Below are 24,927 nucleotides of genomic sequence, written 5' to 3'. Positions count from 1 at the left end.
GATGCGGCTGGTCGCAAACCTCGCAGCGCTGCTCGCGGCGCTGTGTCTTGCGACCTCAGCCCATGCGCATGCCGTCCTGATCGGCGCTGAACCGGCCGACGGCAGTGTGGTGGCTGAAGCACCCAAGATGGTGGTGCTCCGCTTCAACGAAGCGGTGGCGCCGACTGCGGTCAGCCTGCTCGACGCTGCGGGCAAGCCGCGCGACGTCGCGATCCGCGCCGTCGACCAGTCGGTGATGGTGACACTGCCGGCGGGCCTGCCGAAGGGCACGCAGGTGGTCAGCTATCGCGTGGTGTCGCAGGATGGCCATCCGGTCGCGGGCTCGCTGCTGTTTTCGATCGGCGTCGTCACCGGCTCGGCGGCGCCGTCAAGCGACGGCGTGCTCGATGTGTTGATCTGGCTGGCGCGGCTCGGGCTCTATCTGGGCCTGTTTGCCGGCGTCGGCGGCGTGTTCTTTGCGGCCTGGATCGGGCAGGGCCCGGCCGGCGAACGGCTGATCATGTGGTCGCTGAAGATCGGCCTTGTCGGCGCGATCGCGTCGCTTGGATTGCAGGGCGTCGACCTGTTGAACCTGCCGCTCTCGGGCATCGTGACGTGGGCGGCATGGGCCAGCGCCGCCGGCACCAGCCTGTTTCCCGCGCTGCTGCTCGCGATCGCCGCGATGCTGATCGCGGCGATCGCGTGGCGCAGCCCGTCGTTCGGTGCAGCTTTCACCCGCACTGCGATCGCAATGATCTGTGTCGGGCTGTCGTTTGCGGTCAGCGGCCACGCCGCCACCGCTTCGCCGCAATGGCTGACGCGAACCGCGCTGTTCATCCATGGCGTGGGCCTGGCGTTCTGGATGGGCGCGCTGGCGCCGCTCGCGGTACTCGCCTGGCAGCGCAAGGATTCGCTGCTGCGGGTGCTGCGGCATTTTTCGACGATCGCGGTACCAGTCGTCGCGTTGATCGCCTTGTCGGGCCTCGCCCTCGCGTCGTCCAACTCGAAAGCTTTGGCGCGCTGATCGATACCGGGTACGGCAACATCCTGGTTGCGAAACTGGTGCTGGTGGTGTTGTTGCTCGGGCTCGCTGCGCTGAACCGGTTGGTGTTCACGCCGGCCATCGCGCGCGAGTTTCATCGGACACGGCCGCTGCAGCGCTCGATTGCGCTCGAATTCGTGCTGATGATCGCCATTCTCGGCCTCGTCGCACTCTGGCGCTTCACGCCGCCGCCGCGCGTTCTGGCGATGTCGGCCGATGTTCCGCTCGCGGTCCACATCCACACCGATGCCGCGATGTTCCAGGTCCTGATCGCGCCGGGCAAGGTCGGGCCGAACGACTTCGTGCTGCAGCTGATGAACGGCGATGCCAGCCCGTTTGCAGCCAAGGAGGCGACGCTGACGCTGAGCCTGCCCGAGCGCGGCATCGAACCGATGGAACGCGCCGCCGCGCGCGGTGCCGACGGCTATTGGCACGTGCGCAAGGTGCCGCTGCCGGTCCCGGGCCGCTGGCACATGCAGATCGACGCCCTGGTGACCGATTTCAAGAAAGTGACGCTGGAAGACGATTTCGAGGTGAGGTAAAGCCGCGGTCAGCGCGCTCGGCGCTTCGCTGGGACGCAATTCGTTCAAATGGCCGAAAATCGCCTGATTTGAAGGGTTTTTCTTATTTGGCGGCCTTGTGTTTTCACAGCCGATCCGGTTTCACTGCAGCTCTTCCCACGCTTTCCTGATTCCCGAGTAACGCCATGCGATTGTCGCGGTTTTTCCTGCCCATCCTGAAAGAAAACCCGAAAGAGGCGGAGATCGTCTCGCATCGGCTGATGCTGCGCGCGGGCATGATGCGGCAGGAGGCGGCCGGCATTTATGCCTGGCTGCCGCTCGGCTTCCGGGTGCTGAAGAAGATCGAGCAGATCGTTCGCGAGGAACAGGACCGCGCCGGCGCGCTCGAGCTCCTGATGCCGACGCTGCAGCTCGCCGATCTCTGGCGCGAAAGCGGCCGCTACGACGCCTATGGCCCGGAGATGCTGCGCATCCTCGATCGTCACAAGCGCGAGCTGTTGTACGGGCCGACCAACGAGGAAATGATCACGGAGATTTTCCGCTCCTACATCAAGTCCTACAAGAACCTGCCGCTCAACCTCTACCACATCCAGTGGAAATTCCGCGACGAGCAGCGTCCGCGCTTCGGCGTGATGCGCGGCCGCGAGTTCCTGATGAAGGACGCGTATTCGTTCGACCTCGACGAGGCCGGCGCGCGGCGCTCCTACAACAAGATGTTCGTGGCCTATTTGCGCACTTTTGCGCGGATGGGCCTCAAGGCGATCCCGATGCGGGCCGAGACCGGCCCGATCGGCGGCGACCTCAGCCACGAATTCATCGTGCTCGCGGAGACCGGCGAGTCCGGCGTCTACATCAACCGCGATGTGCTGGACCTGCCGGTGCCGGGCGAGGACGTCGATTATGACGGTGATCTGACGCCGATCATCAAGCAGTGGACTTCGGTCTACGCCGCGACCGAGGACGTCCACGAGGCCGCGCGCTTCGAACAGGAAGTGCCCGAGGCAAAGCGGTTGAACACGCGCGGCATCGAGGTCGGCCAGATCTTCTATTTCGGCACCAAATATTCCGACACCATGAAGGCGATGGTGGCCGGTCCCGACGGCGTCGACGTGCCGATCCATGGCGGCTCCTACGGGGTCGGCGTGTCGCGTCTGGTCGGCGCGATCATCGAAGCGTGTCACGACGACGCCGGCATCAAATGGCCCGAGGCCGTCGCGCCGTTCCGCGCCGCGATCCTCAATCTCAAGCAGGGCGATGCCGCGGTCGATGGCGCCTGCGAGCAGCTCTATCGCGAGCTCTCGGCGAAGGGCGTCGACGTGCTCTACGACGACACCGACCAGCGTGCCGGCGCCAAGTTCGCCGCGGCCGATCTGATCGGCATCCCGTGGCAGATTCTCGTCGGGCCCAAGGGGCTTGCGGACGGCAAGGTTGAAGTGAAGCGTCGCAGCGACGGCTCACGCGACAACATGAGCCCCGCCGACGTGGTCGCGAAGCTCGCGGGTTAAAGTTTATTCGCGCCGCGCTGATCGGCGGGGTAATCCGGCCACATTTGGCCCGAATCATGGGATTATCGACAGATGGATGAGACCATGAGCGAGCCAGTCCGTACCCCGCCCTTTGCGCCATTCGAATGGCTGCTGTCCGGACGCTATTTGCGCGCGCGCCGCAAGGAAGGGTTCATTTCGGTCATCGCCGGCTTTTCGTTCCTCGGCATCATGCTCGGCGTCGCCACGCTGATCGTGGTGATGGCGGTCATGAACGGCTTCCGCAAGGAATTGCTGGACAAGATCCTCGGCCTCAACGGACATATTCTGGTGCAGCCGCTGGAATCGCCGCTGACCGACTGGAAGGATGTCGCCGACCGCATCAGCCAGGTGCAGGGCATCCGCCTCGCCGCGCCTGTCGTCGACGGGCAGGGGCTCGGATCGTCGCCGTTCAACGCCGCCGGTGTCTTCATCCGCGGCATCCGCGCCGACGATCTCAACAACCTCACCTCGATCGCCAAGAACATCAAGCAAGGCTCGCTCGAGGGCTTTGATGAGGGGCAGGGCGTCGCGATTGGTCGCCGCCTCGCCGACCAGCTGTCGCTGCATGCCGGCGACATGATCACGCTGGTTTCGCCGAAGGGCGCGGTGACGCCGATGGGCACCACACCGCGCATCAAGCCCTACAAGATCACTGCGGTGTTCGAGATCGGCATGTCGGAATATGATTCGACCTTCGTGTTCATGCCGCTGACCGAGGCGCAGGCCTATTTCAACCGTAACAACGACGTGTCCTCGATCGAGGTATTCACCACCAATCCGGACAAGATCGAGACCTATCGCAAGCTGGTGACCGAGGCGGCGGGCCGGCCGGTCTTCCTGGTCGACTGGCGGCAGCGCAATTCGACCTTCTTCAACGCGCTTCAGGTCGAACGCAACGTGATGTTCCTGATCCTGACCATGATCGTGCTGGTCGCGGCGCTCAACATCGTCTCGGGATTGATCATGCTGGTGAAGGACAAGGGCCAGGACATCGCGATCCTGCGTACCATGGGCGCCTCGCAGGGTTCGATCATGCGGATATTCCTGATCACCGGCGCATCGATTGGCGTTGTCGGCACGCTGGTCGGTCTGCTGGTCGGCTTGCTGATCTGTTTCAATATCGAAACCATCAGGCAATTCCTGTCGTGGCTCACCAACACGGAACTGTTCGATCCCACGCTGTATTTCCTGTCGAAGCTGCCTGCTGAAATCGATTTTGGCGAGACGCTCGCCGTCGTGATCATGGCGCTGACGCTGTCCTTCCTTGCGACGCTCTACCCGTCTTGGCGCGCCGCGCGCCTCGATCCGGTCGACGCGCTCCGGTACGAATAAGGAGCGCACATGGCTGAGGGGGCGGAAGACACACCGGTCGTCTATCTTCATGACATAAAGCGGGAATACCGGCAGGGCGAAGCGACGCTGACGGTCCTGAACGGCGCCAAGCTCGCGCTGTGGCCCGGGCAATCGGTGGCGCTGGTGGCGCCGTCGGGATCCGGCAAGTCGACATTGCTGCACATCGCGGGCCTGCTGGAGACCCCTGATGACGGCGAAGTCTATGTCGCGGGCACGCCGACCTCGCAGATGTCCGACGTCGACCGCACCCAGATTCGCCGTTCCGATATCGGCTTCGTCTATCAATCGCACCGGCTGCTGCCGGAGTTCTCGGCGCTCGAGAACGTCATGCTGCCGCAGATGATTCGCGGCCTCAAACGCTCCGAAACCGTGAAACGGTCGACCGAGATTCTCTCCTATCTCGGGCTCGGCGACCGCATCACCCATCGTCCGGCCGAGCTCTCGGGCGGCGAGCAGCAGCGTGTCGCGATCGCGCGTGCGGTCGCCAACGCGCCCCGGGTGCTGTTCGCGGACGAGCCGACCGGCAATCTCGATCCCGGCACCGCCGACCACGTCTTCAGCGCGCTGATGCAACTCGTGAAGGCGACCCGGGTCGCGATGCTGATCGCAACCCACAATCTGGATCTCGCCGCGCGAATGGATCGCAGGGTGTCGCTGTCGAACGGACAGGTTGTCGAGCTCGAATAGTGCGCCGTCGCGCGAACCGGGTAATTGTTCGCGCGAAGAACGCGCGCTAAGGGCTGGAATCCGGAGCCTTTTTCGTCCTGCTTCGCGCGGCTCGGAAAGCGCTTGATCCTCAATAGGCGGGGCGTCTGCCGGGCTGCCTCGGCCGACGGTCGACCGGCGGTCCGGCATAATAGGGGTTGTTGCTGCAGATCGCCGCCAGGCCGGACGCCGAGGCCTGGCACTGCGCGATCGACGTGTAGCCGCAGTCGGTATCCTCACCGCCCCATCGGTAGTTGGTTTTGCAGACCGGCGAGGTCGAATCGTATTTCTGGGCGCTGGCTGGTGCCGGCGCCGCCAAGGCCAGGAATGCCGGCAACAGTGCCAGAATCAGACTGCGCATCACAAATCTCCTCGTCGGTCAGGCGTCGGCAACGCTCATACCGAGCGCGCGCGAATAGGCACCTGCGCGCAGCGCTGGATCAACTCACATTCCCGCGCCGGTGCTTGCCGGATCGGGCGTCAGTGGATGAACAGGTCGAAGAAATTGCCCTCACGGCGGTCCCGCGGGGACACGTGAAGATAGGAGCGCGGGTCGTTGTCGCCGGCATAATAGGGGTTGGCGACGCAGTTCTGCCCGATGCCCGAAGCAGTGGCCAGGCACGCCTCATACGACGGATAGGAGCAGTTGCTCAGGCCGGGATAGCGGTCGCCCTGAATGCAGAACGGGTAACGCACGCCGACGGCATGCGCGGGCGCAGTCCCCAGCGTTGCGAGTGCGGCCGCCGACGCTGCAGCAGCAAGAATCATCGTCCGCATGTGCATTCCTTTTGCTGCGAAGATTCGACCTTGGCGACGATCCAAATCGGACAAGCCGTTTCCGGTCAACACGATCTTGCGCGCAGCTGCGCGGCGGACCTGAATTGTGAAGATTGTGCGGCAGTTATGTGGCAAAAGCCCCAGGAAGTGCCCGTAATACAGTATTAACTTCAAATTTGAGCGAAGTCGTTTGGCCCTGCCTGTTGCCGCGAAGTTACAGCAATTCCGCCGGGGGCTGCTATGACGGTGTCTCGCGGCCTTGGGGGCCTGTAGAAAAAGTTGGAACGGGAAAATGAAAAAGATTTTGCTTGTCACCGCCAGCATGATCGCGCTCAGCGCGACTGCTGCTTCCGCGGCTGACCTCGCGGCTCGCCCTTACACCAAGGCTCCGCCGCCCATGGTTGCCGCTGTTTATGATTGGACTGGCTTCTACATCGGTATCAACGGCGGTTGGGGCCAGAGCCACGACAACCGTTCGGTCGACGGCTTCGGCGGCGTCGGAAGCTACGACGCCAACGGCGGCACCGTCGGTGGCCAGATCGGCTACCGCTGGCAGGCCGGCGGCTGGGTGTTCGGTCTGGAAGCTCAGGGCAACTGGGCTGACTTCTCCGGCAGCACCGGCAACCTGGTCGTCCCGGGCGGCATCGTTCGCTCGAAGACCGATGCGTTCGGCCTGTTCACCGGTCAGATCGGCTACGCCTGGAACAACGTCCTGCTGTACGCCAAGGGCGGTGCTGCGGTCACCGATCGCAACTTCCAGTTCCTCAACGCGGCCGGCAATCTGGCCTCCCAGACCGGCTTCGACACTCGTTGGAGCCCGACGGTGGGCGTTGGCCTCGAATTCGCCTTCTCGCAGGGCTGGTCGCTCGGCGTCGAATACAACCACATCTTCGAAGACACCCACGGCGCGACCTTCGTCACCCCGGCTGGTGTTGCAGTGGCTGGCTTCCACACCGGTGGCGACACCGACATGGTCCTCGGCCGTCTGAACTACAAGTTCGGTGGTCCGGTCATCGCGAAGTACTGATCGCTCGCTTAATTCAAGCGGCATCGAAAACCCCGGGCTTCGGCCCGGGGTTTTTTGTTGGCTTGGCGGCGCAGCTCGTCGGCCAGGAGCAAGGGGGCTTGCTGTCCGCTTCGGGATTCGGGGCAGGTTTGATTGGGCGGGGCTTTCCAACCGAACGGTCAACGCCACATATTGGGGGCATGACGAACGTGCAGCTTATCTCCGAACTGACGTGCCCATCCTGCGGCCATGTCTCCATCGAGACGATGCCGACCGATGCCTGCCGGTTCTTCTATGACTGCAAGGGGTGCGGCACTCGCCTGAAGCCGAAAGCAGGAGATTGCTGCGTATTTTGCTCATACGGAACGATCCCGTGCCCGCCCAAGCAGGCGGGGAATTGCTGCAGTAACTAGCTCCCCGGAGCCTCCGACCAGCTCGCCATCCAGATCGGCGGCGAGACGTCGGCCGGTCAGGAATTAACCACAGAGGTTGGGGTCTCTGGGGCGTTTAGGCGTCATTTTTGCGCCGCAACGATTCGGACGATCTCATCGTCATCGGTGGTCAAGTAACCAAAGGCCATCCACCCGGCGCACATGCCGAAAATGATCAAGGCAGTTTTTAGCCAGTGGCTCATGGAGCAAGTATGCACCCTGTGCCAGCCAATTTCCACCCCGGCCGACTGCCACAATCAAACCGACCCACTACCCAAGCAACGCTGGCAGCCCAGTTTGAGAAGTGATTCAGCACGTCCTACGCTGAGCGCAGCAACGCTTCAAACTATCGAGTCGCTGCCACTTCCTGCCACGATTAACCAAGGGAATTCTTTCGCGGGCAGTTTTCAATCTGACCCACGGACCGTTGCTTGACTCCGAGAACAAAAAAGGAACAGTGTTCTGCATACGTTCCAGTTCAGGGAGAGCGGCCATGTTGAAGATTTTCGTGCAGGAAGCTGCAGCGCTGGCATCGATCACGCTGTTCGTCGGGATGATCGCGGTGTGGGCCCAGCTGATCACCCAATTCTGAAAATGCGCCCGCGGGGACAGGGGCGGAGCCGACGGCATGGTTTGCCCTTGGGGAAAAGCGGGAGGACTTGCCGCCACGCCGCGTTCGGCGTGGACTTGGCAGGGTTCAGGCCCCACGATGGGATCGCGAGTCGGGTCTGACGCTTTCGAGTTCCGGCCTTGGCGCTCGCTCCATCCCTGACCCAAGAGCTTCCGTAAGCAGCCATGCCGAATGCCGGATTCGTTCATCTTCACGTTCATTCCGCCTATTCGCTGCTGAAGGGCTCGATCAAGATCGCCAAGCTGGGCGAGCTCGCGAAGGCCGACCGCCAGCCGGCGCTGGCGCTGACCGATACCGACAACATGTTCGGGGCGCTGGAATTCTCCGACAAGATGGCCGGCTACGGCATCCAGCCGATCGTCGGCTGCGAGCTGGCGGTGGATTTCGGCGACGTCGATCCGAATACGCGGAGCATCCTTGCGACGACGGGCCCGGCGCGAATCGTGCTGCTGGCGGCGCGCGAGCGCGGCTACCGCAGCCTGATGCGGCTGAACTCGCGGGCGTTCCTGGAGACGCCGGTCAACCAGACCCCGCACATCAAGTTCGATTGGCTCACCGACGACGCCGAAGACCTGATCGCGCTGACCGGCGGCCCCGACGGCCCGATCGCGCTGGCACTCCGGGCCGAACAGGCGGCGCTGGCGACCACCCGCTGCGAGCGCCTGGCCAGCCTGTTCGGCGATCGCCTCTACATCGAATTGCAGCGCCACGGCGCCGACAAGGAACGCCGCACCGAGGGCGGCCTGATCGATCTCGCCTACAGCAAGGGCCTGCCGCTGGTCGCGACCAACGAGCCGTATTTCGCCAGCAATGACGACTACGAATCGCATGATGCGCTGCTCTGCATCGCCGGCGGCCACCTGATCGCCGAGACCAACCGGGAGCAACTGACCCCGGATCATCGCTTCAAGACCCGCGCGGAAATGGCGGTGCTGTTCGCCGACATCCCGGAGGCGCTGGCCTCGACGGTGGAGATCGCCGAGCGCTGCTCGTTCCGGCCGAAGACCCGCAAGCCGATCCTGCCGTTCTTCACGGTGGGTGCCGCCGCCAGCGCCGATGCCGCCGCCGACGAGGCCGCCGAGCTGAAGCGCCAGGCCGAGGAGGGGCTCGCGAATCGCCTGCGGGTGCACGGTCTCTCGCCGGGAATGACCGAGGAAGACTACAGCAAGCGGCTTGCCTTCGAGCTCGACGTCATCACCCGCATGAAATATGCGGGCTACTTCCTGATCGTCTCCGACTTCATCAAATGGGCGAAGGCGCAGGGCATTCCGGTCGGACCGGGCCGCGGCTCCGGCGCGGGCTCGCTGGTCGCCTGGGTGCTCACCATCACCGACCTCGATCCGATGCGGTTTGCGCTGCTGTTCGAGCGCTTCCTCAATCCCGAACGCGTCTCGATGCCGGACTTCGACATCGACTTCTGCCAGGACCGCCGCGGCGAGGTGATCCAGTACGTGCAGGAGCGCTACGGCCGCGACCAGGTGGCGCAGATCATCACCTTCGGTACGCTGCAGGCGCGCGGCGTGCTGCGCGACGTCGGGCGCGTGCTGCAGATGCCCTATGGGCAGGTCGACAAGCTGACCAAGCTGGTGCCGCAGAATCCCGCAGCACCGGTGACGCTGGCGCAGGCGATCGAGGGCGAGCCGAAGCTGCAGGCATTCCGCGACGAGGATCCGGTGGTGGCGCGTGCGTTCGACATCGCGCAGCGCCTCGAGGGTCTGACGCGCCATGCCTCGACCCATGCCGCCGGCATCGTGATCGGCGACCGGCCGCTGAGCGAGCTGGTGCCGCTCTACCGCGATCCGAAATCCGACATGCCGGTTACCCAGTTCAACATGAAATGGGTCGAGCCGGCGGGCCTCGTGAAGTTCGACTTCCTCGGCCTGAAGACGCTGACCGTGCTCGACGTCGCGGTGAAGCTGCTCAAGCAGCGCAACGTTCATGTAGATCTCGCGACGCTGCCGATCGACGATGCGCCGAGCTATCAGATGTTGGCGCGGGGCGATGTCGTCGGCGTGTTCCAGGTGGAAAGCCAGGGCATGCGGCGTGCGCTGATCGACATGCGGCCGGACCGCTTCGAGGATATCATCGCGCTGGTGGCGCTGTATCGCCCGGGCCCGATGGCGAACATCCCGACCTATTGCGCGCGCAAGCACGGTGACGAGGAATCGGAATATCTGCATCCGATCCTGGAGCCGATCCTGAAGGAGACCTTCGGCGTCATCATCTATCAGGAACAGGTGATGCAGATCGCGCAGCAGATGGCGGGCTACTCGCTCGGCCAGGCCGACCTGCTGCGTCGCGCGATGGGCAAGAAGATCCGCGCCGAGATGGACAAGCAGCGCGACATCTTCGTCGCCGGTGCGATGAAGAACGGCGTGGCGAAGGGCCAGGCCGAGACGATCTTCGAGCTGCTCGCCAAGTTCGCCGACTACGGCTTCAACAAGAGCCACGCGGCCGCCTATGCGCTGGTGTCGTACCACACCGCCTATATGAAGGCGCACTACCCGGTCGAGTTTTTGGCGGCGTCGATGACGCTCGAACTCAACAACACCGACAAGCTCTCCGAATTTCGTTCCGAGGCGCAGCGGCTCGGCATCAAGGTCGAGGCGCCCAACATCAATCGCTCCGGCGCGACCTTCGAGGTCAGCGACAACACGATCTACTACGCGCTCGCGGCGCTGAAGGGCGTCGGCATCCAGGCGGTCGAGCAGATCATCGAGGAGCGCAACAGGAAGGGCGCCTTCACCTCGCTCGCCGATTTCGCAGCAAGGGTGAGCCCGCGCGCCGTCAACAAGCGGATCATCGAGAGCCTTGCGGCGGCCGGTGCCTTCGACACGCTGGAGCCGAACCGCGCGCGCGTCTTCGCCGGTGCCGATGCGATTCTCGCCGCCTGCCAGCGCAGCCATGAGGCGGCGACCTCGGGCCAGAACGACATGTTCGGCGGTGCGGCGGATGCGCCGAGCATCATGCTGCCGCAGATCGAGCCGTGGCTGCCCGCGGACCGGCTGCGGCGCGAATACGACGCCATCGGCTTCTTCCTGTCGGGCCATCCGCTCGACGATTACGCGACCGCGCTGAAGCGGCTGCGCGTGCAGTCCTGGGCGGAATTCTCGCGCGCGGTGAAGACCGGCGCCACCGCGGGCAAGGTCGCGGCAACCGTGGTGTCGCGCATGGAACGGCGCACCAAGACCGGCAACAAGATGGGCATCATGGGCCTGTCGGACCCGACCGGCCATTTCGAGGCGGTGCTGTTCTCGGAGGGCCTCGCGCAATACCGCGACGTGCTCGAGCCGGGGGCGGCCGTGCTGTTGCAGCTCGGCGCCGAATTGCAGGGCGAGGACGTGCGGGCGAGGGTGCTGCACGCCGAGCCGCTGGATCACGCCGCCGCCAAGACGCAAAAGGGCCTGCGCATCTTCGTCCGCGACACCAAGCCGCTGGATTCGATCGCCCGCCGCCTCAACATGCCGGAAGCCGCGCCCGCCCCGGGCGGCGCCGCCAAGGCGCCGGCCGTGAAGCCGGCCGCCGCGCCGCCGCCACCGGCGGCAGGGGCCGATGGCGACGTCTCGCTGGTGATGATGCTGGACCTCGAAACCGAGGTGGAGATGAAGCTGCCCGGCCGCTACAAGGTCTCGCCGCAGATCGCCGGCGCGATCAAGGCGGTGGCGGGCGTGGTCGACGTGCAGACCCTCTAAAGGGGGATTTCGGGCGCCAAACAGGGCTGTTTCGGCACGATTTGGGCCCGGCCGGCCGGTGTAACCGGCCGTATTTCCTTGCTTCTCGCGCAAATCGCGCTATATAGCGCGCCATCTCACACGGAAACATGGCTCTCAAGGCCGTCCGGTGGCAACCGGGCCATTCAGGCACGTTTGCTCACACGTTTCCGGAGGAACCAACCGGAGAATTAGATCTATGTCGCTGCCCGAATTCAACATGCGTCAGCTTTTGGAAGCTGGCGTTCACTTTGGCCACCAGGCCCACCGCTGGAATCCGAAGATGCAGGATTACATCTTCGGCGCCCGCAACAACATCCACATCATCGACCTCGCGCAGACCGTGCCGATGCTGCACCGTGCCCTGCAGGCGGTCAGCGATACCGTCGCCAAGGGCGGCCGCATCCTGTTCGTCGGCACCAAGCGCTCGGCCCAGGACGGCGTTGCCGACGCTGCCAAGCGTTCGGCGCAGTACTTCGTCAACTCGCGCTGGCTCGGCGGCACGCTGACCAACTGGAAGACGATCTCGGCCTCGATCAAGCGCCTGCGTCATCTCGACGACGTGCTGTCGTCGGGCGAAGCCAACTCCTACACCAAGAAGGAGCGGCTGACGCTGCAGCGCGAGCGCGACAAGCTCGACCGTTCGCTCGGCGGCATCAAGGACATGGGCGGTCTTCCCGACATGATCTTCGTGATCGACACCAACAAGGAAGACATCGCGATCCAGGAAGCCCAGCGGCTTAACATCCCGGTCGCCGCGATCGTCGACACCAATTCGGACCCGAAGGGCATCACCTATGTGGTGCCGGGCAATGACGACGCCGGCCGCGCGATCTCGCTGTATTGCGATCTCGTCGCGCGCGCCGCCATCGACGGCATCTCGCGCGCTCAGGGCGATTCCGGAATCGACATCGGTGCGTCGGCGACGCCCGTGCAGGAAGACCTTCCGGCGGCTGCGCCGTCCGGCTTCCAGGGCCTCGCTGGCCCGCGCGGCACCGCCGACAACCTCAAGAAGCTCACCGGCGTGTCCGGTGCGATCGAGAAGAAGCTCAACGACCTCGGCATCTTCCACTACTGGCAGCTCGCCGAGCTCGATCACGACACCGCGCACAAGATCGGCGAAGAAGTCGGTCTGCCGAGCCGTGCCGACGCCTGGGTCGCCCAGGCCAAGACGCTCGCCGAAGCGGAATAAAGGCTACGCGGCGTGGCCGGGTCTCGCCCGGCCGCCGCTTCTATTCCACGAACAACGATCTCCCTGTCGCAGACGGCGGCGCCATTGGGCGCCGCGGTTTCTGTACAGGCAAGAAGGACATTGAACGATGGCAACGATCACAGCAGCGATGGTCAAGGAGCTCCGCGAGTCGACCGGCGCGGGCATGATGGATTGCAAGGCGGCGCTGACCGAGAACAACGGCGACATGCAGGAAGCGCAGGATTGGCTGCGCAAGAAAGGCCTTTCCAAGGCCGCCAAGAAGGCCGGCCGCGTGGCGGCCGAGGGCCTGATCGGCGCGCTGACCTCCGGCACCAAGGGCGTGCTCGTCGAGGTCAATTCCGAGACCGACTTCGTTGCGCGCAATGAGCAGTTCCAGGGCCTGGTCAAGATGATCGCCCAGGTCGCGCTGCACAACGGTGCCGACGTCGAGACCATCAAGGCGGCCAAGGTCGGCGACGTCACCGTCGAGACCGCGATCTCCGACGCGATCGCGACCATCGGCGAGAACATGACGCTGCGCCGCGCCGCTTCGCTCGAGGTAAGCAAGGGCGTGGTGTCGAGTTACGTCCACAATGCGGTCGTCGAGGGCGCCGGCAAGATCGGCGTGATCGTGGCGCTGGAGTCCGCAGGCAAGGCCGACGAGCTCGCGGTGCTCGGCCGCCAGCTCGCCATGCACGTGGCGGCGGCGAAGCCGCTGGCGCTCGACCCGGCCGGGCTCGATCCGGAGACCGTCAAGCGCGAGAAGGACGTGCTGGCCGACAAGTACCGCCAGCAGGGCAAGCCGGAGAACGTCATCGAGAAGATCGTCGATTCCGGCCTGAAGACCTACTACAAGGAGGTCTGCCTGCTCGATCAGGCCTTCATCCACGACAGCGGCAAGTCGGTTGCCCAGGCGGTGAAGGAAGCTGAGGGTAAGGTCGGCGGGGCGATCAAAATCGCTGGCTTTGTGAACTATGCTCTCGGTGAGGGAATCGAGAAGCAGGAAAGCGACTTCGCCGCCGAAGTCGCGGCCGCCAGCGGCAAGAAGTAACCGCTGACCCCAGAGGGCCTCCGGCGCTTTGCGCCGGAAGCCTGCCTGCGCGGGATAGGAAAGCGATCGCATCATGGCTGAGCCGATCTATCGTCGCGTGGTGATCAAGCTGTCCGGCGAATATCTGGCCGGCTCCCACGGGTTCGGTATCGATCAACCGACGGTCGATCGCGTCGCCGACGACCTGATCGCAGCCCGCAAGCTTGGCATCGAGGTCGCCGTCGTGATCGGCGGCGGCAACATCGTCCGCGGCGTCGAGGTGTCCTCGCGCGGCGTTTCCCGGCCGACCGGCGACACCATGGGCATGCTTGCCACCATGATGAACTGCCTCGCGCTGGAGGCGGCGATCGAGCGCAAGGGAACCCCGGCGCGGACCCTATCGGCATTCGTGATGCCGGAGATCTCCGAGCTGTTCACCCGTAGTGCAACGCACAAATATCTCGCCGAGGGACGCATCGTCCTGCTCGGCGGTGGAACCGGCAACCCGTTCTTCACGACCGACACCACCGCCGTGCTCCGCGCGGCCGAAATCGGCGCGCAGGCGGTGCTGAAGGCCACCAATGTCGACGGCGTCTACAGCGCCGATCCGAAGAAGGACCCCAAAGCCAAGCGCTTCGACCGCCTGACCCATTCGCAGGCGATCGAGGGCGGCTACAAGGTCATGGACGCGACCGCTTTCGCGCTTGCCCGCGAGACGTCGCTGCCTATCATCGTGTTCTCGATCGCGGAGCCCGGTTCGATCGGTGCGATTCTGCGCGGTACCGGACACGGCACGGTCGTCGCCGGCTGATGCCGCGCCTCCGGGCGTCGACAGTCGGTTTCTAGGGAAGGGAGAACGTCATGGCCGCACCTGGTTTTGACATCAACGACGTGAAGCGCCGCATGCAGGGCGCCACACAATCGCTCAAGCACGAGCTCGGCGGTTTGCGCACCGGCCGTGCCGCGGCGTCCATGCTGGAGCCGGTTCAGGTCGAGGCTTACGGCTCGCATATGCCGCTCAACCAGGTTGCGACCATCAGCGTGCCCGAGCCGCGCCTGCTCTCGGTGCAGGTCTGGGACAAGACGATGGTGAAGGCGGTCGAAAAGGCGATCGTCGATTCCAATCTCGGCCTGTCGCCCGCGACCGAAGGTCAGGTGTTGCGCTTGCGGATTCCCGAACTCAACGAGGAGCGCCGCAAGGAGCTCGTCAAGGTCGCGCACAAATATGCCGAAGCGGCCAAGGTCGCCGTGCGCCACGTGCGCCGAGACGGTCTCGACGTGATCAAGAAGCTCGAGAAGAATCACGAGATCTCCGAGGACGATCAGGAGCGCCTGTCGAACGAGGTGCAGAAGGCGACCGACGGCATGATCGCCGAAATCGATCAGCTGCTCGCCGCCAAGGAAAAGGAAATCCTGACGGTCTGAAGGCGCTACGGAAACAGCCGATGTCGAACGCCGCCGCCCCAGCAACCGACGGACCGGATCGCTCCGGCAGTCCGTTGCATGTGGCTGTTATCATGGACGGCAACGGGCGCTGGGCCAAGTCGCGCGGCCTGCCGCGCGTCGAGGGCCACCGCCGCGGCGTCGAAGCGCTGCGCCGCGTGGTGCGCGCAGCCCATGAACTCGGCATCGTCTATCTCACGATCTTTTCCTTCAGCTCGGAGAACTGGTCGCGGCCGGCCAGCGAGATCGGCGATCTGTTTGGCCTGTTGCGCCGCTTCATCCGCAACGATCTGGCGACGCTGCACCGCGATGGGGTGCGGGTACGCGTGATCGGCGAGCGTGACGGCCTCGACGCCGACATCTGCGCGCTGCTCAACGAAGCCGAGGAGCTGACCAGGAATAATGACAAGCTCAACCTCGTGGTCGCCTTCAACTACGGTTCGCGCGCGGAGATCGCTTCCGCAGCGCGGCGCCTTGCGCGCGAGGTCGCCGAAGGCAAGCGCGACGCCAGCTCCATCGATGCCGACACGCTCGGGCAATATCTCGATGCGCCCGACATCCCGGATCCTGATCTGATTATCCGCACCAGCGGCGAGCAGCGTCTGTCCAACTTCCTGATGTGGCAGGCGGCCTATAGCGAGCTCGTGTTCGTGCCGATTCACTGGCCGGATTTCGACAAGGCGGCGCTCGAAGGCGCGATTGCGGAATACGGCAGGCGCGAGCGCCGGTTCGGCGGACTCGCTGCGAAAACCGGATCGTGACCGAGGGCGAGGCCGCGCCGGCGGCAGCAAACGAACAGGGGTCGCGCAATCTCGCGATGCGCGTGATTGCGGCGCTGGTGCTGGCGCCGGTTGCGATCGCGCTGGCCTATATGGGTGGCGTCGCCTGGTCGCTCCTCGTGACATTGGCGGCGGCCGGATTGTTCGCGGAATGGCTTGTTGTCACCGGACTTGGACGCGAGCTCCGGATCCTGGTGCCCGGCGTAATCGCGTTGCTGCTCGCCGGACTGTGCCTGATGGCCGGCCGTATCGATGCGGCCCTGATCGTGCTCGCCGTCGGAGCGGTTGTTATGGCACTGACGTCCGGCGCGCGGCGCAACTGGGCCATTGCGGGATTGCTCTATGCGGCAGGGGCCGAGATCGCGTCGGTCCTGCTGCGCCTCGACACGGCGAAGGGCTTTGCCGCGCTGATGTTCGTGTTGCTGATCGTGTGGGTCACCGATATCGGCGGCTACTTCGCGGGCCGCAGCATCGGCGGGCCAAAGCTCTGGGTGCGGGTCAGCCCGAAGAAGACGTGGGCGGGCGCGGTCGGCGGCTTCGTGGCGAGCCTGCTGGTCGCTGCCGGCTTTGCCGCCTTCGAGATCGGCTCGACCGGTCCGCTCTTGATGCTCGGCGCCGTGTTGTCGGTGGTCTCGCAACTCGGCGATCTCTTCGAATCCGCGGTGAAGCGGCGGTTCGGCGTGAAGGATTCGAGCCACATCATTCCCGGTCACGGCGGCCTCCTGGACCGCCTGGACGGATTTGTCGCGGCCGTCATTGTGGCGGCGATTTTCGGCTTTCTCCGTGGTGGCGCCGATGGCGTCGGGCGCGGTCTTATGGTTTGGTGATGAGATGAGCGCAGTTCCGTTGCGTAACAACAAGGCCGCGGCGGTGTCCGCCGTGCGGACCGTAACCGTCCTCGGTGCCACCGGCTCGATCGGCGATAGCACCTTGGATCTGCTGCGCGGCGCGCGCGACCGCTACCGGGTCGAGGCGCTGACCGCGAACAGCAATGTCGAGGGCCTCGCCAAGCTGGCCAAGGAATTCGGCGCGCGGTTCGCCGCCATTGCCGACCCGGCGAAGCTTTCGGAACTGAAGGACGCGCTGGCCGGAACCCGGACCGAATGCGGGGCCGGGGCGAGCGCGATCATCGAGGCGGCCGCGCGGCCTGCCGATTGGGTGATGGCGGCGGTCAGCGGCGCGGCCGGGCTGAAGCCCGCGCTTGCCGCGGTCGATCGCGGCGCCACCGTCGCGCTCGCCAACAAGGAATGTTTGGTCTGCGCCGGCGATATCTTCATGGAGCGGGCCAAGAAGGCCGGCGCCTGCATTCTGCCGGCGGACTCCGAGCACAATGCGCTGTTCCAGGCGCTGGCTTCCGGCAATCGCGAGGAACTGACGCGGGTGATCATCACCGCGTCCGGCGGGCCGTTCCGCACTTGGGCGCCCGCCGACATCGAGCAGGCGACGCTGGAACAGGCGCTGAAACATCCCAACTGGAGCATGGGGCAGAAGATCACGATCGATTCCGCGTCGATGATGAACAAGGGCCTCGAGGTGATCGAGGCGTCCTATCTGTTCGCTTTGGCGCCCGACGAGATCGACGTGCTGGTGCACCCGCAGTCGATCATCCACGGCATGGTCGAGTTCTCCGACCGTTCGGTGGTGGCGCAACTCGGTACGCCCGACATGCGGATCCCGATCGCGCATTGCCTCGGCTGGCCCGACCGCGTCGTCGGCCCGTCCGCCAAGCTCGACCTCGCCAAGATCGGACAGCTCACCTTCGAGGCGCCGGACTTTGAGCGCTTCCCGGGACTGCGGCTGGCATATGAGGCGCTGCGGATGGGGCACGGCGCGACGACGGTCTACAACGCCGCGAACGAGATCGCGGTCGCCGCGTTTATCGCCGGCAAGATCAAGTTCGGCGCGATCGCCCGGCTGGTCGAGGCGACGATGAACGATTGGATCAAGTCAGGGAATCAGCCACCACTGCGCTCGGCGGATGATGCGATTTCCGTTGACCATATCGCGCGAAATAAAGCTGCCGCCCTATTGCCTCAAATTGCCTTAAAGGCAACCTAGAGGGTTGGGGGCGGAGCCTTTGGCTCTTGTCGAGGGAAATCGAATGCCCGAGTATTTTATTCATAGTATCAATGCGTTGAGTCATGGGCTTCTCGGTACCATCGTTCCCTTCCTCTTCGTCTTGACCATCGTCGTCTTCTTCCATGAACTCGGCCACTTCCTGGTCGCGCGCTGGGCTGGCGTGAAGGTGTTGACGTTCTCGCTGGGCTTCGGGCCGGAGCTCGCCGGCTTCAACGACCGGCATGGCACGCGCTGGAAGATCTCGGCGATACCGCTCGGCGGTTACGTCAAATTCTTCGGCGACGACAGCGAGGCATCGACGCCGTCGACCGAGACGCTCGCCGCCATGACGGCGGAGGAGCGCGAAGGCAGCTTCCATCACAAATCGGTCGGAAAGCGCACTGCCATCGTCGCGGCCGGGCCGGTGGCGAACTTCATTCTCGGCGCCCTGATTTTTGCGGGCATGGCGCTCTACTACGGCAAGCCGAGCACGATTGCCCGGGTCGACGGCCTGGTGGCCGAAAGCGTCGCCGCGAACGCCGGCTTTAAGGTCGGTGATGTCGTCGTGGATATCGACGGCAGCGCGATCCAGAGCTTCGCCGACATGCAGCGGATTGTAGCCTCGAACGCGGGTTCAGAGCTTGGGTTCAAGGTGAAGCGCGATGGCGCGATCGTCGCGCTCAAGGCGACGCCGGCGCTCAGGGAGGTCAAGGACCCCTTCGGCAATGCCCACCGAATCGGCGTGCTGGGAATCGAGCATAAGGCTCAGGTCGGCGAGGCGACCAGCGCCTCGGTCGGCGTGCTGGAGGCCCTGAAGATCGGCGTCGAGCAGGTTTGGTACATCATTTCCAGCACGTTCAAGTTCCTCGGGTCGCTGTTCGTTGGAACCGGCAATCCTGCCGAGGTGAGCGGGGTCATTGGAATCGCGAAGCTGTCGGGGCAGGCCGCGAGCGCCGGGTTCCAGTTCGTGATCAATCTTTGCGCCATCCTGTCGGTCTCGATCGGCCTGCTGAACCTGTTTCCGATCCCGCTTTTGGATGGCGGACACCTGCTTTTCTACGGTGCGGAGGCGCTGCGGGGACGCCCGCTGTCGGAGCGGACGCAAGAGGTGGGTTTCCGAATCGGGCTGGGTCTGGTCCTGATGTTGATGGTGTTTGCGACGTATAACGACATCCTCAGGATCGCCGGGTCCTGAAACGGGCTTTTTTGTGGCGTTGCCAATGGGCAACGTCTTGGAACGAAAATGGAAATGTTCAGCTCTAGTAAGTTTGCCCCCTTGGCAAATTTGGTTACAAGCTGAGCGGCAGGTTGGGAATCTGTCGGGTCGTTGGGGAACGATCTGGCATCGTTAAGATAAGGGCGCGTTGCGCATGATGTTTGGAATGCGAGTGAGGGGGGGGCTGTTCGCCGCCTTGGTCATGTTCGCCGCGCCGGTGGTTGCCACCTTGGCGACCGTAGCTGTGTCTGTGCCTGCGTCGGCGCAGACCGTCGATTCGATCACGGTGGAGGGGAACCGCCGTGTCGAGCTTGAAACCATCCGCTCCTACTTCCATCCCGGGCCGGGCGGTCGGCTGGGCCAGGCCCAGATCGACGACGGTCTGAAGGCGCTGATCGAGACCGGCCTGTTCCAGGACGTCCATATCGACCAGCGGGGCGGGCGCCTCGTCGTGGTCGTGGTCGAGAACCCGGTGATCGGCCGCGTTGCCTTCGAGGGCAACAAGAAGATCAAGGACGAACAGCTCACCGCTGAAGTGCAGTCCAAGCCGCGCGGCACGTTCTCGCGTCCGATGGTCCAGTCGGACGCCCTGCGCATCGCCGAAATCTACCGCCGGTCCGGCCGCTATGACGTGCGGGTCAATCCGCAGATCATCGAGCAGCCGAACAACCGCGTCGACCTGATCTTCGAGGTCAATGAAGGCGTGAAGACTGGCGTCCGGTCGATCGAGTTCATCGGCAACAGCGCCTATTCGGCGTCCCGTCTGCGCGACGTCATCAAGACCCGCGAATCGAACATCCTGAGCTTCCTCGGCGGCAACGACGTCTACGACCCCGACCGGGTCGAGGCCGATCGCGACCTGCTGCGTCGCTTCTACCTCAAGAACGGCTATGCCGACGTCCAGGTCGTGGCCGCGCTGACCGAATACGATCCCGACAAGAAGGGCTTCCTGGTTACCTTCAAGATCGAGGAAGGCCAGCAGTACCGCGTCGCGTCCGTCAACTATACGTCGTCGATCGCAACGCTCGACCCGAACGCGCTGCGCACCTACTCGCGCGTCAATGTCGGCTCGCTCTACAACGCCGAGGCGCTGGAGAAATCGGTCGAGGAGATGCAGATCGAGGCATCGCGCCGCGGCTACGCCTTCGCGGTGGTCCGGCCGCGCGGCGATCGCAACTTCGACAATCACACGGTGTCGATCACCTTCGCGATCGACGAAGGTCCGCGCACCTATATCGAGCGCATCAACATCCGCGGCAACAGCCGTACCCGCGACTACGTGATCCGCCGCGAGTTCGATATCTCGGAAGGCGACGCCTACAACCGTGCGCTGGTCGACCGTGCCGAGCGCCGGCTGAAGAACCTCGACTTCTTCAAGACGGTGAAGATCACCACCGAGCCGGGCTCCTCCAGCGATCGCGTCATCCTGATTGTCGATCTCGAGGAGAAGTCGACCGGCGACTTCTCGGTGTCGGGCGGTTACTCGACCACCGACGGCGCGCTGGCCGAAGTCAGCGTCTCCGAGCGCAACCTGCTCGGCCGCGGCCTGTACGCGAAGGCGTCGGTGACCTACGGCCAGTATGCCCGCGGCTACTCGCTGTCGTTCGTCGAGCCCTATCTGCTCGACTACCGCGTCGCGCTCGGCCTCGACCTCTATCAGCGCCAGCAGCTGTCCAACAGCTACATCGCGTACGGCACCAAGACGCTGGGCTTCAGCCCGCGGCTCGGCTTCAGCCTGCGGGAAGATCTGTCGCTGCAGCTGCGCTACTCGATCTACCAGCAGGAAATCACCCTGCCGTCGACGCTGAACAACTGTAACAACGTGCCGCTCCTGCCGGATGGAACGCCCAATCCCGCGTTCAATCCGAGCCCGGCCTATGCGAACCTGAACGGAATCAGCCTGGTATCGACCAATGGTCTCGGCTGCTTCTTTGACGGCGAAGCCTCGCTGCCGGTCCGCAAGGAGCTGGCGGGCGGCAAGACCCTCACGTCGGCGCTGGGTTACACGCTCAACTACAACACGCTCGACAACAACAAGAACCCGACCGACGGTCTGATCGTCGACTTCAAGCAGGACTTCGCCGGCGTTGGCGGTGACGTCAGCTACATCAAGACCGCGATCGACGCGAAGTACTACACCCCGCTGGTCTCCGACATCGTCGGCGTGATCCACGCCCAGGGCGGCATCCTGAACAAGCTCGGGACCTCGGATCTGCGCATGCTCGATCACTTCCAGATGGGCCCGAACCTGGTCCGCGGCTTCGCGCCGAACGGTATCGGTCCGCGTGACATCAACCCGTACGGCACCATGGACGCCATCGGCGGCACCAAGTACTGGGGTGTGTCGGCGGAACTGCAGATGCCGTTCTGGTTCCTGCCGAAGGAAGTCGGGCTCAAGGGCGCGGTCTATGCCGACGCCGGCGGCCTGTACGATTACCAGGGCCCGACCTCGTGGGCGGCGACCGGCGAAGTCAACGTGCCCGGCTGTATCAGGCCGACGAACAATCCGCCGTCTCCGGGTACGTGCCTTGGCCTGAGCTACGACGACAGCAAGGTTGTCCGTACCTCGGTCGGCGTCGGCCTGATCTGGCAGTCACCGTTCGGTCCGCTGCGCTTCGACTACGCGGTGCCGCTGACCAAGGGTGCGTTTGACCGCACGCAAGAATTCCGGTTTGGCGGCGGTACGACGTTCTAAGACCGATTGCCAACCGGACTGCGACGGATGGAATGGCGCAGCCGATCTTCTTCAAGAGTCCTCCTTCGTCATCGCTGGCTGAAATAGCCGCGCTGACGAAGGCGCAACTGGTCGACCCCGAGAGGGGCGCGCTTCAGATCAGGGGGCTGGCCTCGCTCGACGAGGCCGGTCCGATGCATCTCGCCTTTTTCGACAATCTGAAATACGCCGAACAGCTTGCCGCGACCAAGGCCGGCGCGTGTCTGGTCAGCCCGCGCTTCGAGGCACAGGTGCCGAAGGGCACTGCCGTGCTGCGGGCGGCGAAGCCGTTCCAGGCGTTCGTCGAGCTCGCCCGGCAATGGCACGCCGATGCCCTGCGGCCGCAATCCTGGTTCGACACTGAGGGCATCGCGCCGTCGGCGATCATCGATCCCACCGCGCGCCTCGAGGACGGCGTCATTGTCGATCCGCTGGTCGTGATCGGCCCACGGGTCGAGATCGGCTCGGGCACCATCATCGGCGCCGGCGCGGTGATCGGGGCCGACGTCAAGATCGGCCGCGACTGCAATGTCGGCGCCAAGACCACCATCCAGTTCGCGCTGATCGGCAACAACGTCCTGATCCATCCCGGCTGCAATATCGGCCAGGACGGCTACGGCTTCATCTTCTTCGGGCCGGCCGGCCATGTGAAGGTGCCGCAGACCGGCCGCGTGGTGATCCAGAACAATGTCGAGGTCGGCGCCGCCTCGACCATCGACCGCGGTTCCCTGCGCGACACCGTGATCGGCGAGGGCACCAAAATCGACAACCAGGTCCAGATCGGCCACAATGTGACGATCGGCCGGCACTGCCTGCTCGCAGCCCAGATCGGGCTCGCCGGCAGCCTGACGATCGGCGACAATGTCGCGCTCGGCGCCAAGGTGGGCATCAACAACCACCTCAAGATCGGCGACGGTGCCCAGGTGACGGCGATGAGCGCGGTCAAGGACGACATCCCGGCCAACGGTCGCTGGGGCGGGCATTTCGCCAAGCCGACCAAGCAGTGGTTCAGGGAAATTATCGCAGTGGAGCGTCTGGTGCGCGACAACGAAGCCAAAGGCAAGGAACAGGAGTGATGGAGGAGGCACCGGTCAAATTCGAGCTGGTGGATATCAACGATATCCTGAAGACGCTCCCGCATCGCTTTCCGATGTTGCTGATCGACCGGGTGATCAAGATCCGCACCGACTACAGCGGCATCGGCATCAAGAACGTCACCTTCAACGAGCCGCCGTTCCAGGGGCATTTCCCGGACCGCCCGGTCTACCCCGGCGTCATGATGATCGAGGCGATGGCCCAGACCGCCGGCGTCATCGGCATCAAGTCGGTCGAGGGCACCGAGAAGCCGCGCGCGGTGTATTTTCTCACCATCGACAAGTGCAAGTTCAGGAAGCCGGTGATGCCCGGCGACACCATCGAGTACCACATGCGCTCGCTCGGCCGGCGCAAGACGATGTGGTGGTTTCACGGCGATGCCAAGGTCAACGGCCAGGTCGTCGCCGAGGCCGATGTCGGTGCGATGCTGACGGATTAGGCCGCGCCGGGCTCACGACGTTGTGCAGGTGTAGCGGCCGTCCGCGCCCGCGATCCGCAGGACGCGATTGAGGAAGACGCCCATCGACGGCGCGTTCATCAGCGCGTCGTAGGTTTCGGCAGGGACGCCGCAATAGTGCTGGTAGCTGCCTCTGACCGCGACCAGCAGCGCGCGCTGATCCGCCCTGTAGCAGACCCGCTGGACGATCGTGCTGCGGTTGATGTCGCGGCATTCGAAGCTCGAGAGATCGACCGTCGTGCTGTTGCCGAGATCGACCGTCTCCGGGCCGACTGGCGCAGAGAGCAGGCTGAGGATCAGCGCGGCGGCCCGGACCATGATTGGTTGCGACCTTCTCGTTTGCAACAGGCGGTCATGATACGTCACTGGACAGGGCGGGCAAAGTCGCGCTAACGACCGCCCCAATCGACAGCCTAGCGCCTCGATAGCACCTTGGCGCCATTAACGAATTCCGGACCGAAACTTCATGAGCATGATCGACCCGACTGCGCGGATTGCCGATGGCGCTGTGATCGGGGCCGGCACCGAGATCGGTCCGTACTGCATCATCGGCCCCAATGTCGTGCTCGGCGAGAACTGCAAGCTGATCGCGCATGTCACGATCAGCGGGCATACTAGGATCGGCCCCGGCTGCATCATCTCGCCGTTCGCGGCGCTCGGCGGGCCGCCGCAGGATCTCAGCTATCGCGGCGAGCCGACCCGCCTCGAAGTCGGCGAAGCCTGCACCATCCGCGAGGGCGTGACGATGAATGTCGGCACGGTCAAGGGCGGCGGGCTCACGCGCGTCGGCGATCGCGGCTTCTTCATGAACAACAGCCATGTCGGCCATGACTGCATGGTCGGCAATGGCGTGATCTTTGCGACGTCGGCGACGCTCGGCGGCCACTGCGAGATCGGCGACTTCGTCTATATCGGCGGCCTGTCGGCTGTGCACCAGTTCACCCGCGTCGGCTCGCAGGTGATGATCGGTGGCGTCTGCGGCGTACGCGGCGACATCATCCCCTTCGGACTGGCCAACGGTCAGTACGCGGTGCTCGAAGGACTCAACATCATCGGCATGCGGCGCCGCCAGTTCACCAAGGCGCGGCTGGCGACGGTGCGCGCATTCTATCAAAAGCTGTTCCACGGCCCCGGCATCTTCGCCGAGCGGCTGGCCTCGGTGCAGCCGCTGGCCGGCGAGGATCCCGCGATTGCGGAAATCCTGGCCTTCATCGAGGGCGGCAAGCTGCGGCCGCTCTGCCTTCCCGCCGATACCGATTGAGC

23 protein-coding genes are annotated in these 24,927 nt (G+C 64.5%); 20 read left to right on the top strand and 3 right to left on the bottom strand.

Going from position 1 to position 24,927, the window contains the following annotated elements; genetic code table 11:
• Position 1: 1 nt before the first annotated feature.
• The 5 genes from IF803_RS05925 to IF803_RS05905 all read left to right on the top strand — a co-directional run bounded on the left by IF803_RS05925 (position 2) and on the right by IF803_RS05905 (position 5,108).
• The gene (locus IF803_RS05925; RefSeq protein ID WP_461191581.1) at positions 2 to 1,003 is read left to right on the top strand and encodes a copper resistance CopC family protein; all 1,002 of its coding nucleotides are present in this window, start codon (positions 2 to 4) and stop codon (positions 1,001 to 1,003) included.
• The gene (locus tag IF803_RS05920) at positions 1,000 to 1,563 is read left to right on the top strand and encodes a CopD family protein (RefSeq protein WP_461191664.1); all 564 of its coding nucleotides are present in this window, start codon (positions 1,000 to 1,002) and stop codon (positions 1,561 to 1,563) included. Before IF803_RS05925 ends, IF803_RS05920 begins: the two co-directional genes overlap by 4 nt.
• A 164-nt stretch (positions 1,564 to 1,727) precedes the next feature.
• Complete coding sequence (gene proS / locus IF803_RS05915) at positions 1,728 to 3,047, top strand: proline--tRNA ligase (protein WP_461191580.1); 1,320 nt, start codon at positions 1,728 to 1,730, stop codon at positions 3,045 to 3,047.
• Between the two features lie 72 nt (positions 3,048 to 3,119).
• Positions 3,120 to 4,400: a lipoprotein-releasing ABC transporter permease subunit gene (locus IF803_RS05910; RefSeq protein ID WP_028339647.1), complete on the top strand. Its 1,281-nt coding sequence runs from the start codon at positions 3,120 to 3,122 to the stop codon at positions 4,398 to 4,400.
• A gap of 9 nt (positions 4,401 to 4,409) precedes the next feature.
• On the top strand, positions 4,410 to 5,108 hold the full coding sequence (locus tag IF803_RS05905; protein ID WP_038385096.1) for an ABC transporter ATP-binding protein: 699 nt from the start codon (positions 4,410 to 4,412) through the stop codon (positions 5,106 to 5,108).
• A gap of 109 nt (positions 5,109 to 5,217) precedes the next feature.
• Here IF803_RS05905 and IF803_RS05900 read toward each other — a convergent pair whose 3' ends face one another.
• Both IF803_RS05900 and IF803_RS05895 read right to left on the bottom strand, forming a co-directional pair.
• Complete coding sequence (locus IF803_RS05900; RefSeq protein ID WP_461191579.1) at positions 5,218 to 5,487, bottom strand: DUF3551 domain-containing protein; 270 nt, start codon at positions 5,485 to 5,487, stop codon at positions 5,218 to 5,220.
• Positions 5,488 to 5,606: 119 nt separating this feature from the next.
• The gene (locus IF803_RS05895; RefSeq protein WP_461191578.1) at positions 5,607 to 5,903 is read right to left on the bottom strand and encodes a DUF3551 domain-containing protein; all 297 of its coding nucleotides are present in this window, start codon (positions 5,901 to 5,903) and stop codon (positions 5,607 to 5,609) included.
• Positions 5,904 to 6,195: 292 nt separating this feature from the next.
• On the opposite strand from IF803_RS05895, the gene IF803_RS05890 reads away from it, so the two are divergent.
• The 14 genes from IF803_RS05890 (at position 6,196) to fabZ (ending at position 23,646) form a co-directional block, all read left to right on the top strand.
• Positions 6,196 to 6,930: an outer membrane protein gene (locus IF803_RS05890; RefSeq protein WP_461191577.1), complete on the top strand. Its 735-nt coding sequence runs from the start codon at positions 6,196 to 6,198 to the stop codon at positions 6,928 to 6,930.
• A 188-nt stretch (positions 6,931 to 7,118) separates the two neighbouring features.
• Complete coding sequence (locus IF803_RS05885) at positions 7,119 to 7,322, top strand: GDCCVxC domain-containing (seleno)protein (protein WP_461191663.1); 204 nt, start codon at positions 7,119 to 7,121, stop codon at positions 7,320 to 7,322.
• A gap of 813 nt (positions 7,323 to 8,135) precedes the next feature.
• Entirely contained in the window at positions 8,136 to 11,663 is a 3,528-nt protein-coding gene (gene dnaE / locus IF803_RS05880; RefSeq protein ID WP_461191576.1) for a DNA polymerase III subunit alpha, read from the top strand.
• A 217-nt stretch (positions 11,664 to 11,880) separates the two neighbouring features.
• Complete coding sequence (locus tag IF803_RS05875) at positions 11,881 to 12,873, top strand: 30S ribosomal protein S2 (protein WP_028339653.1); 993 nt, start codon at positions 11,881 to 11,883, stop codon at positions 12,871 to 12,873.
• 127 nt (positions 12,874 to 13,000) lie between these two features.
• Positions 13,001 to 13,924 (top strand): translation elongation factor Ts, encoded by a 924-nt coding sequence (tsf, locus tag IF803_RS05870; protein ID WP_028339654.1) that lies wholly within the window; start codon positions 13,001 to 13,003, stop codon positions 13,922 to 13,924.
• Between the two features lie 73 nt (positions 13,925 to 13,997).
• The gene (gene pyrH / locus IF803_RS05865) at positions 13,998 to 14,714 is read left to right on the top strand and encodes a UMP kinase (RefSeq protein ID WP_038385104.1); all 717 of its coding nucleotides are present in this window, start codon (positions 13,998 to 14,000) and stop codon (positions 14,712 to 14,714) included.
• Positions 14,715 to 14,764: 50 nt separating this feature from the next.
• A complete protein-coding gene (frr, locus tag IF803_RS05860; RefSeq protein ID WP_016844334.1) occupies positions 14,765 to 15,328 on the top strand; it encodes a ribosome recycling factor in 564 nt (187 codons plus the stop codon).
• Positions 15,329 to 15,348: 20 nt separating this feature from the next.
• Entirely contained in the window at positions 15,349 to 16,107 is a 759-nt protein-coding gene (locus IF803_RS05855) for an isoprenyl transferase (RefSeq protein ID WP_411782540.1), read from the top strand.
• A complete protein-coding gene (locus IF803_RS05850; protein ID WP_411782541.1) occupies positions 16,104 to 16,952 on the top strand; it encodes a phosphatidate cytidylyltransferase in 849 nt (282 codons plus the stop codon). The genes IF803_RS05855 and IF803_RS05850 overlap by 4 nt, the downstream gene beginning before the upstream one ends.
• 4 nt (positions 16,953 to 16,956) lie before the next feature.
• The gene (gene dxr, locus IF803_RS05845) at positions 16,957 to 18,183 is read left to right on the top strand and encodes a 1-deoxy-D-xylulose-5-phosphate reductoisomerase (protein WP_411782542.1); all 1,227 of its coding nucleotides are present in this window, start codon (positions 16,957 to 16,959) and stop codon (positions 18,181 to 18,183) included.
• A gap of 43 nt (positions 18,184 to 18,226) precedes the next feature.
• Positions 18,227 to 19,378: an RIP metalloprotease RseP gene (gene rseP, locus IF803_RS05840; protein ID WP_461191662.1), complete on the top strand. Its 1,152-nt coding sequence runs from the start codon at positions 18,227 to 18,229 to the stop codon at positions 19,376 to 19,378.
• 175 nt (positions 19,379 to 19,553) lie between these two features.
• A complete protein-coding gene (bamA, locus tag IF803_RS05835) occupies positions 19,554 to 22,094 on the top strand; it encodes an outer membrane protein assembly factor BamA (protein WP_304495532.1) in 2,541 nt (846 codons plus the stop codon).
• A gap of 32 nt (positions 22,095 to 22,126) precedes the next feature.
• Positions 22,127 to 23,188, top strand: a complete 1,062-nt coding sequence (gene lpxD / locus IF803_RS05830) for a UDP-3-O-(3-hydroxymyristoyl)glucosamine N-acyltransferase (RefSeq protein ID WP_461191575.1) — start codon at positions 22,127 to 22,129, stop codon at positions 23,186 to 23,188.
• Positions 23,188 to 23,646, top strand: a complete 459-nt coding sequence (gene fabZ, locus IF803_RS05825; protein WP_016841580.1) for a 3-hydroxyacyl-ACP dehydratase FabZ — start codon at positions 23,188 to 23,190, stop codon at positions 23,644 to 23,646. Before lpxD ends, fabZ begins: the two co-directional genes overlap by 1 nt.
• A gap of 12 nt (positions 23,647 to 23,658) precedes the next feature.
• On the opposite strand, the gene IF803_RS05820 is transcribed toward fabZ, so the two are convergent.
• On the bottom strand, positions 23,659 to 23,982 hold the full coding sequence (locus IF803_RS05820; protein ID WP_411782546.1) for a KTSC domain-containing protein: 324 nt from the start codon (positions 23,980 to 23,982) through the stop codon (positions 23,659 to 23,661).
• Positions 23,983 to 24,130: 148 nt separating this feature from the next.
• Here IF803_RS05820 and lpxA point away from each other — a divergent pair, with 148 nt between their 5' ends.
• The gene (gene lpxA / locus IF803_RS05815) at positions 24,131 to 24,925 is read left to right on the top strand and encodes an acyl-ACP--UDP-N-acetylglucosamine O-acyltransferase (RefSeq protein ID WP_461191574.1); all 795 of its coding nucleotides are present in this window, start codon (positions 24,131 to 24,133) and stop codon (positions 24,923 to 24,925) included.
• Positions 24,926 to 24,927: the final 2 nt, after the last annotated feature.

It is taken from the genome of Bradyrhizobium sp. UFLA06-06 (genome assembly GCF_054820065.1).
This window is presented reverse-complemented; position numbering and strand designations above follow the sequence as displayed.

What these genes read in the sequence shown, in the direction of transcription:
- IF803_RS05925 (WP_461191581.1), top strand. Translation starts at nt 2, where the DNA reads ATGCGGCTGGTCGCAAACCTCGCAGCGCTGCTCGCGGCGCTGTGTCTT.
- proS (WP_461191580.1), top strand. Translation starts at nt 1,728, where the DNA reads ATGCGATTGTCGCGGTTTTTCCTGCCCATCCTGAAAGAAAACCCGAAA.
- IF803_RS05910 (WP_028339647.1), top strand. Translation starts at nt 3,120, where the DNA reads ATGGATGAGACCATGAGCGAGCCAGTCCGTACCCCGCCCTTTGCGCCA.
- IF803_RS05905 (WP_038385096.1), top strand. Translation starts at nt 4,410, where the DNA reads ATGGCTGAGGGGGCGGAAGACACACCGGTCGTCTATCTTCATGACATA.
- IF803_RS05900 (WP_461191579.1), bottom strand. Translation starts at nt 5,487, where the DNA reads ATGCGCAGTCTGATTCTGGCACTGTTGCCGGCATTCCTGGCCTTGGCG.
- IF803_RS05895 (WP_461191578.1), bottom strand. Translation starts at nt 5,903, where the DNA reads ATGCGGACGATGATTCTTGCTGCTGCAGCGTCGGCGGCCGCACTCGCA.
- IF803_RS05890 (WP_461191577.1), top strand. Translation starts at nt 6,196, where the DNA reads ATGAAAAAGATTTTGCTTGTCACCGCCAGCATGATCGCGCTCAGCGCG.
- dnaE (WP_461191576.1), top strand. Translation starts at nt 8,136, where the DNA reads ATGCCGAATGCCGGATTCGTTCATCTTCACGTTCATTCCGCCTATTCG.
- IF803_RS05875 (WP_028339653.1), top strand. Translation starts at nt 11,881, where the DNA reads ATGTCGCTGCCCGAATTCAACATGCGTCAGCTTTTGGAAGCTGGCGTT.
- tsf (WP_028339654.1), top strand. Translation starts at nt 13,001, where the DNA reads ATGGCAACGATCACAGCAGCGATGGTCAAGGAGCTCCGCGAGTCGACC.
- pyrH (WP_038385104.1), top strand. Translation starts at nt 13,998, where the DNA reads ATGGCTGAGCCGATCTATCGTCGCGTGGTGATCAAGCTGTCCGGCGAA.
- frr (WP_016844334.1), top strand. Translation starts at nt 14,765, where the DNA reads ATGGCCGCACCTGGTTTTGACATCAACGACGTGAAGCGCCGCATGCAG.
- IF803_RS05855 (WP_411782540.1), top strand. Translation starts at nt 15,349, where the DNA reads ATGTCGAACGCCGCCGCCCCAGCAACCGACGGACCGGATCGCTCCGGC.
- dxr (WP_411782542.1), top strand. Translation starts at nt 16,957, where the DNA reads ATGAGCGCAGTTCCGTTGCGTAACAACAAGGCCGCGGCGGTGTCCGCC.
- rseP (WP_461191662.1), top strand. Translation starts at nt 18,227, where the DNA reads ATGCCCGAGTATTTTATTCATAGTATCAATGCGTTGAGTCATGGGCTT.
- bamA (WP_304495532.1), top strand. Translation starts at nt 19,554, where the DNA reads ATGATGTTTGGAATGCGAGTGAGGGGGGGGCTGTTCGCCGCCTTGGTC.
- lpxD (WP_461191575.1), top strand. Translation starts at nt 22,127, where the DNA reads ATGGCGCAGCCGATCTTCTTCAAGAGTCCTCCTTCGTCATCGCTGGCT.
- fabZ (WP_016841580.1), top strand. Translation starts at nt 23,188, where the DNA reads ATGGAGGAGGCACCGGTCAAATTCGAGCTGGTGGATATCAACGATATC.
- IF803_RS05820 (WP_411782546.1), bottom strand. Translation starts at nt 23,982, where the DNA reads ATGGTCCGGGCCGCCGCGCTGATCCTCAGCCTGCTCTCTGCGCCAGTC.
- lpxA (WP_461191574.1), top strand. Translation starts at nt 24,131, where the DNA reads ATGAGCATGATCGACCCGACTGCGCGGATTGCCGATGGCGCTGTGATC.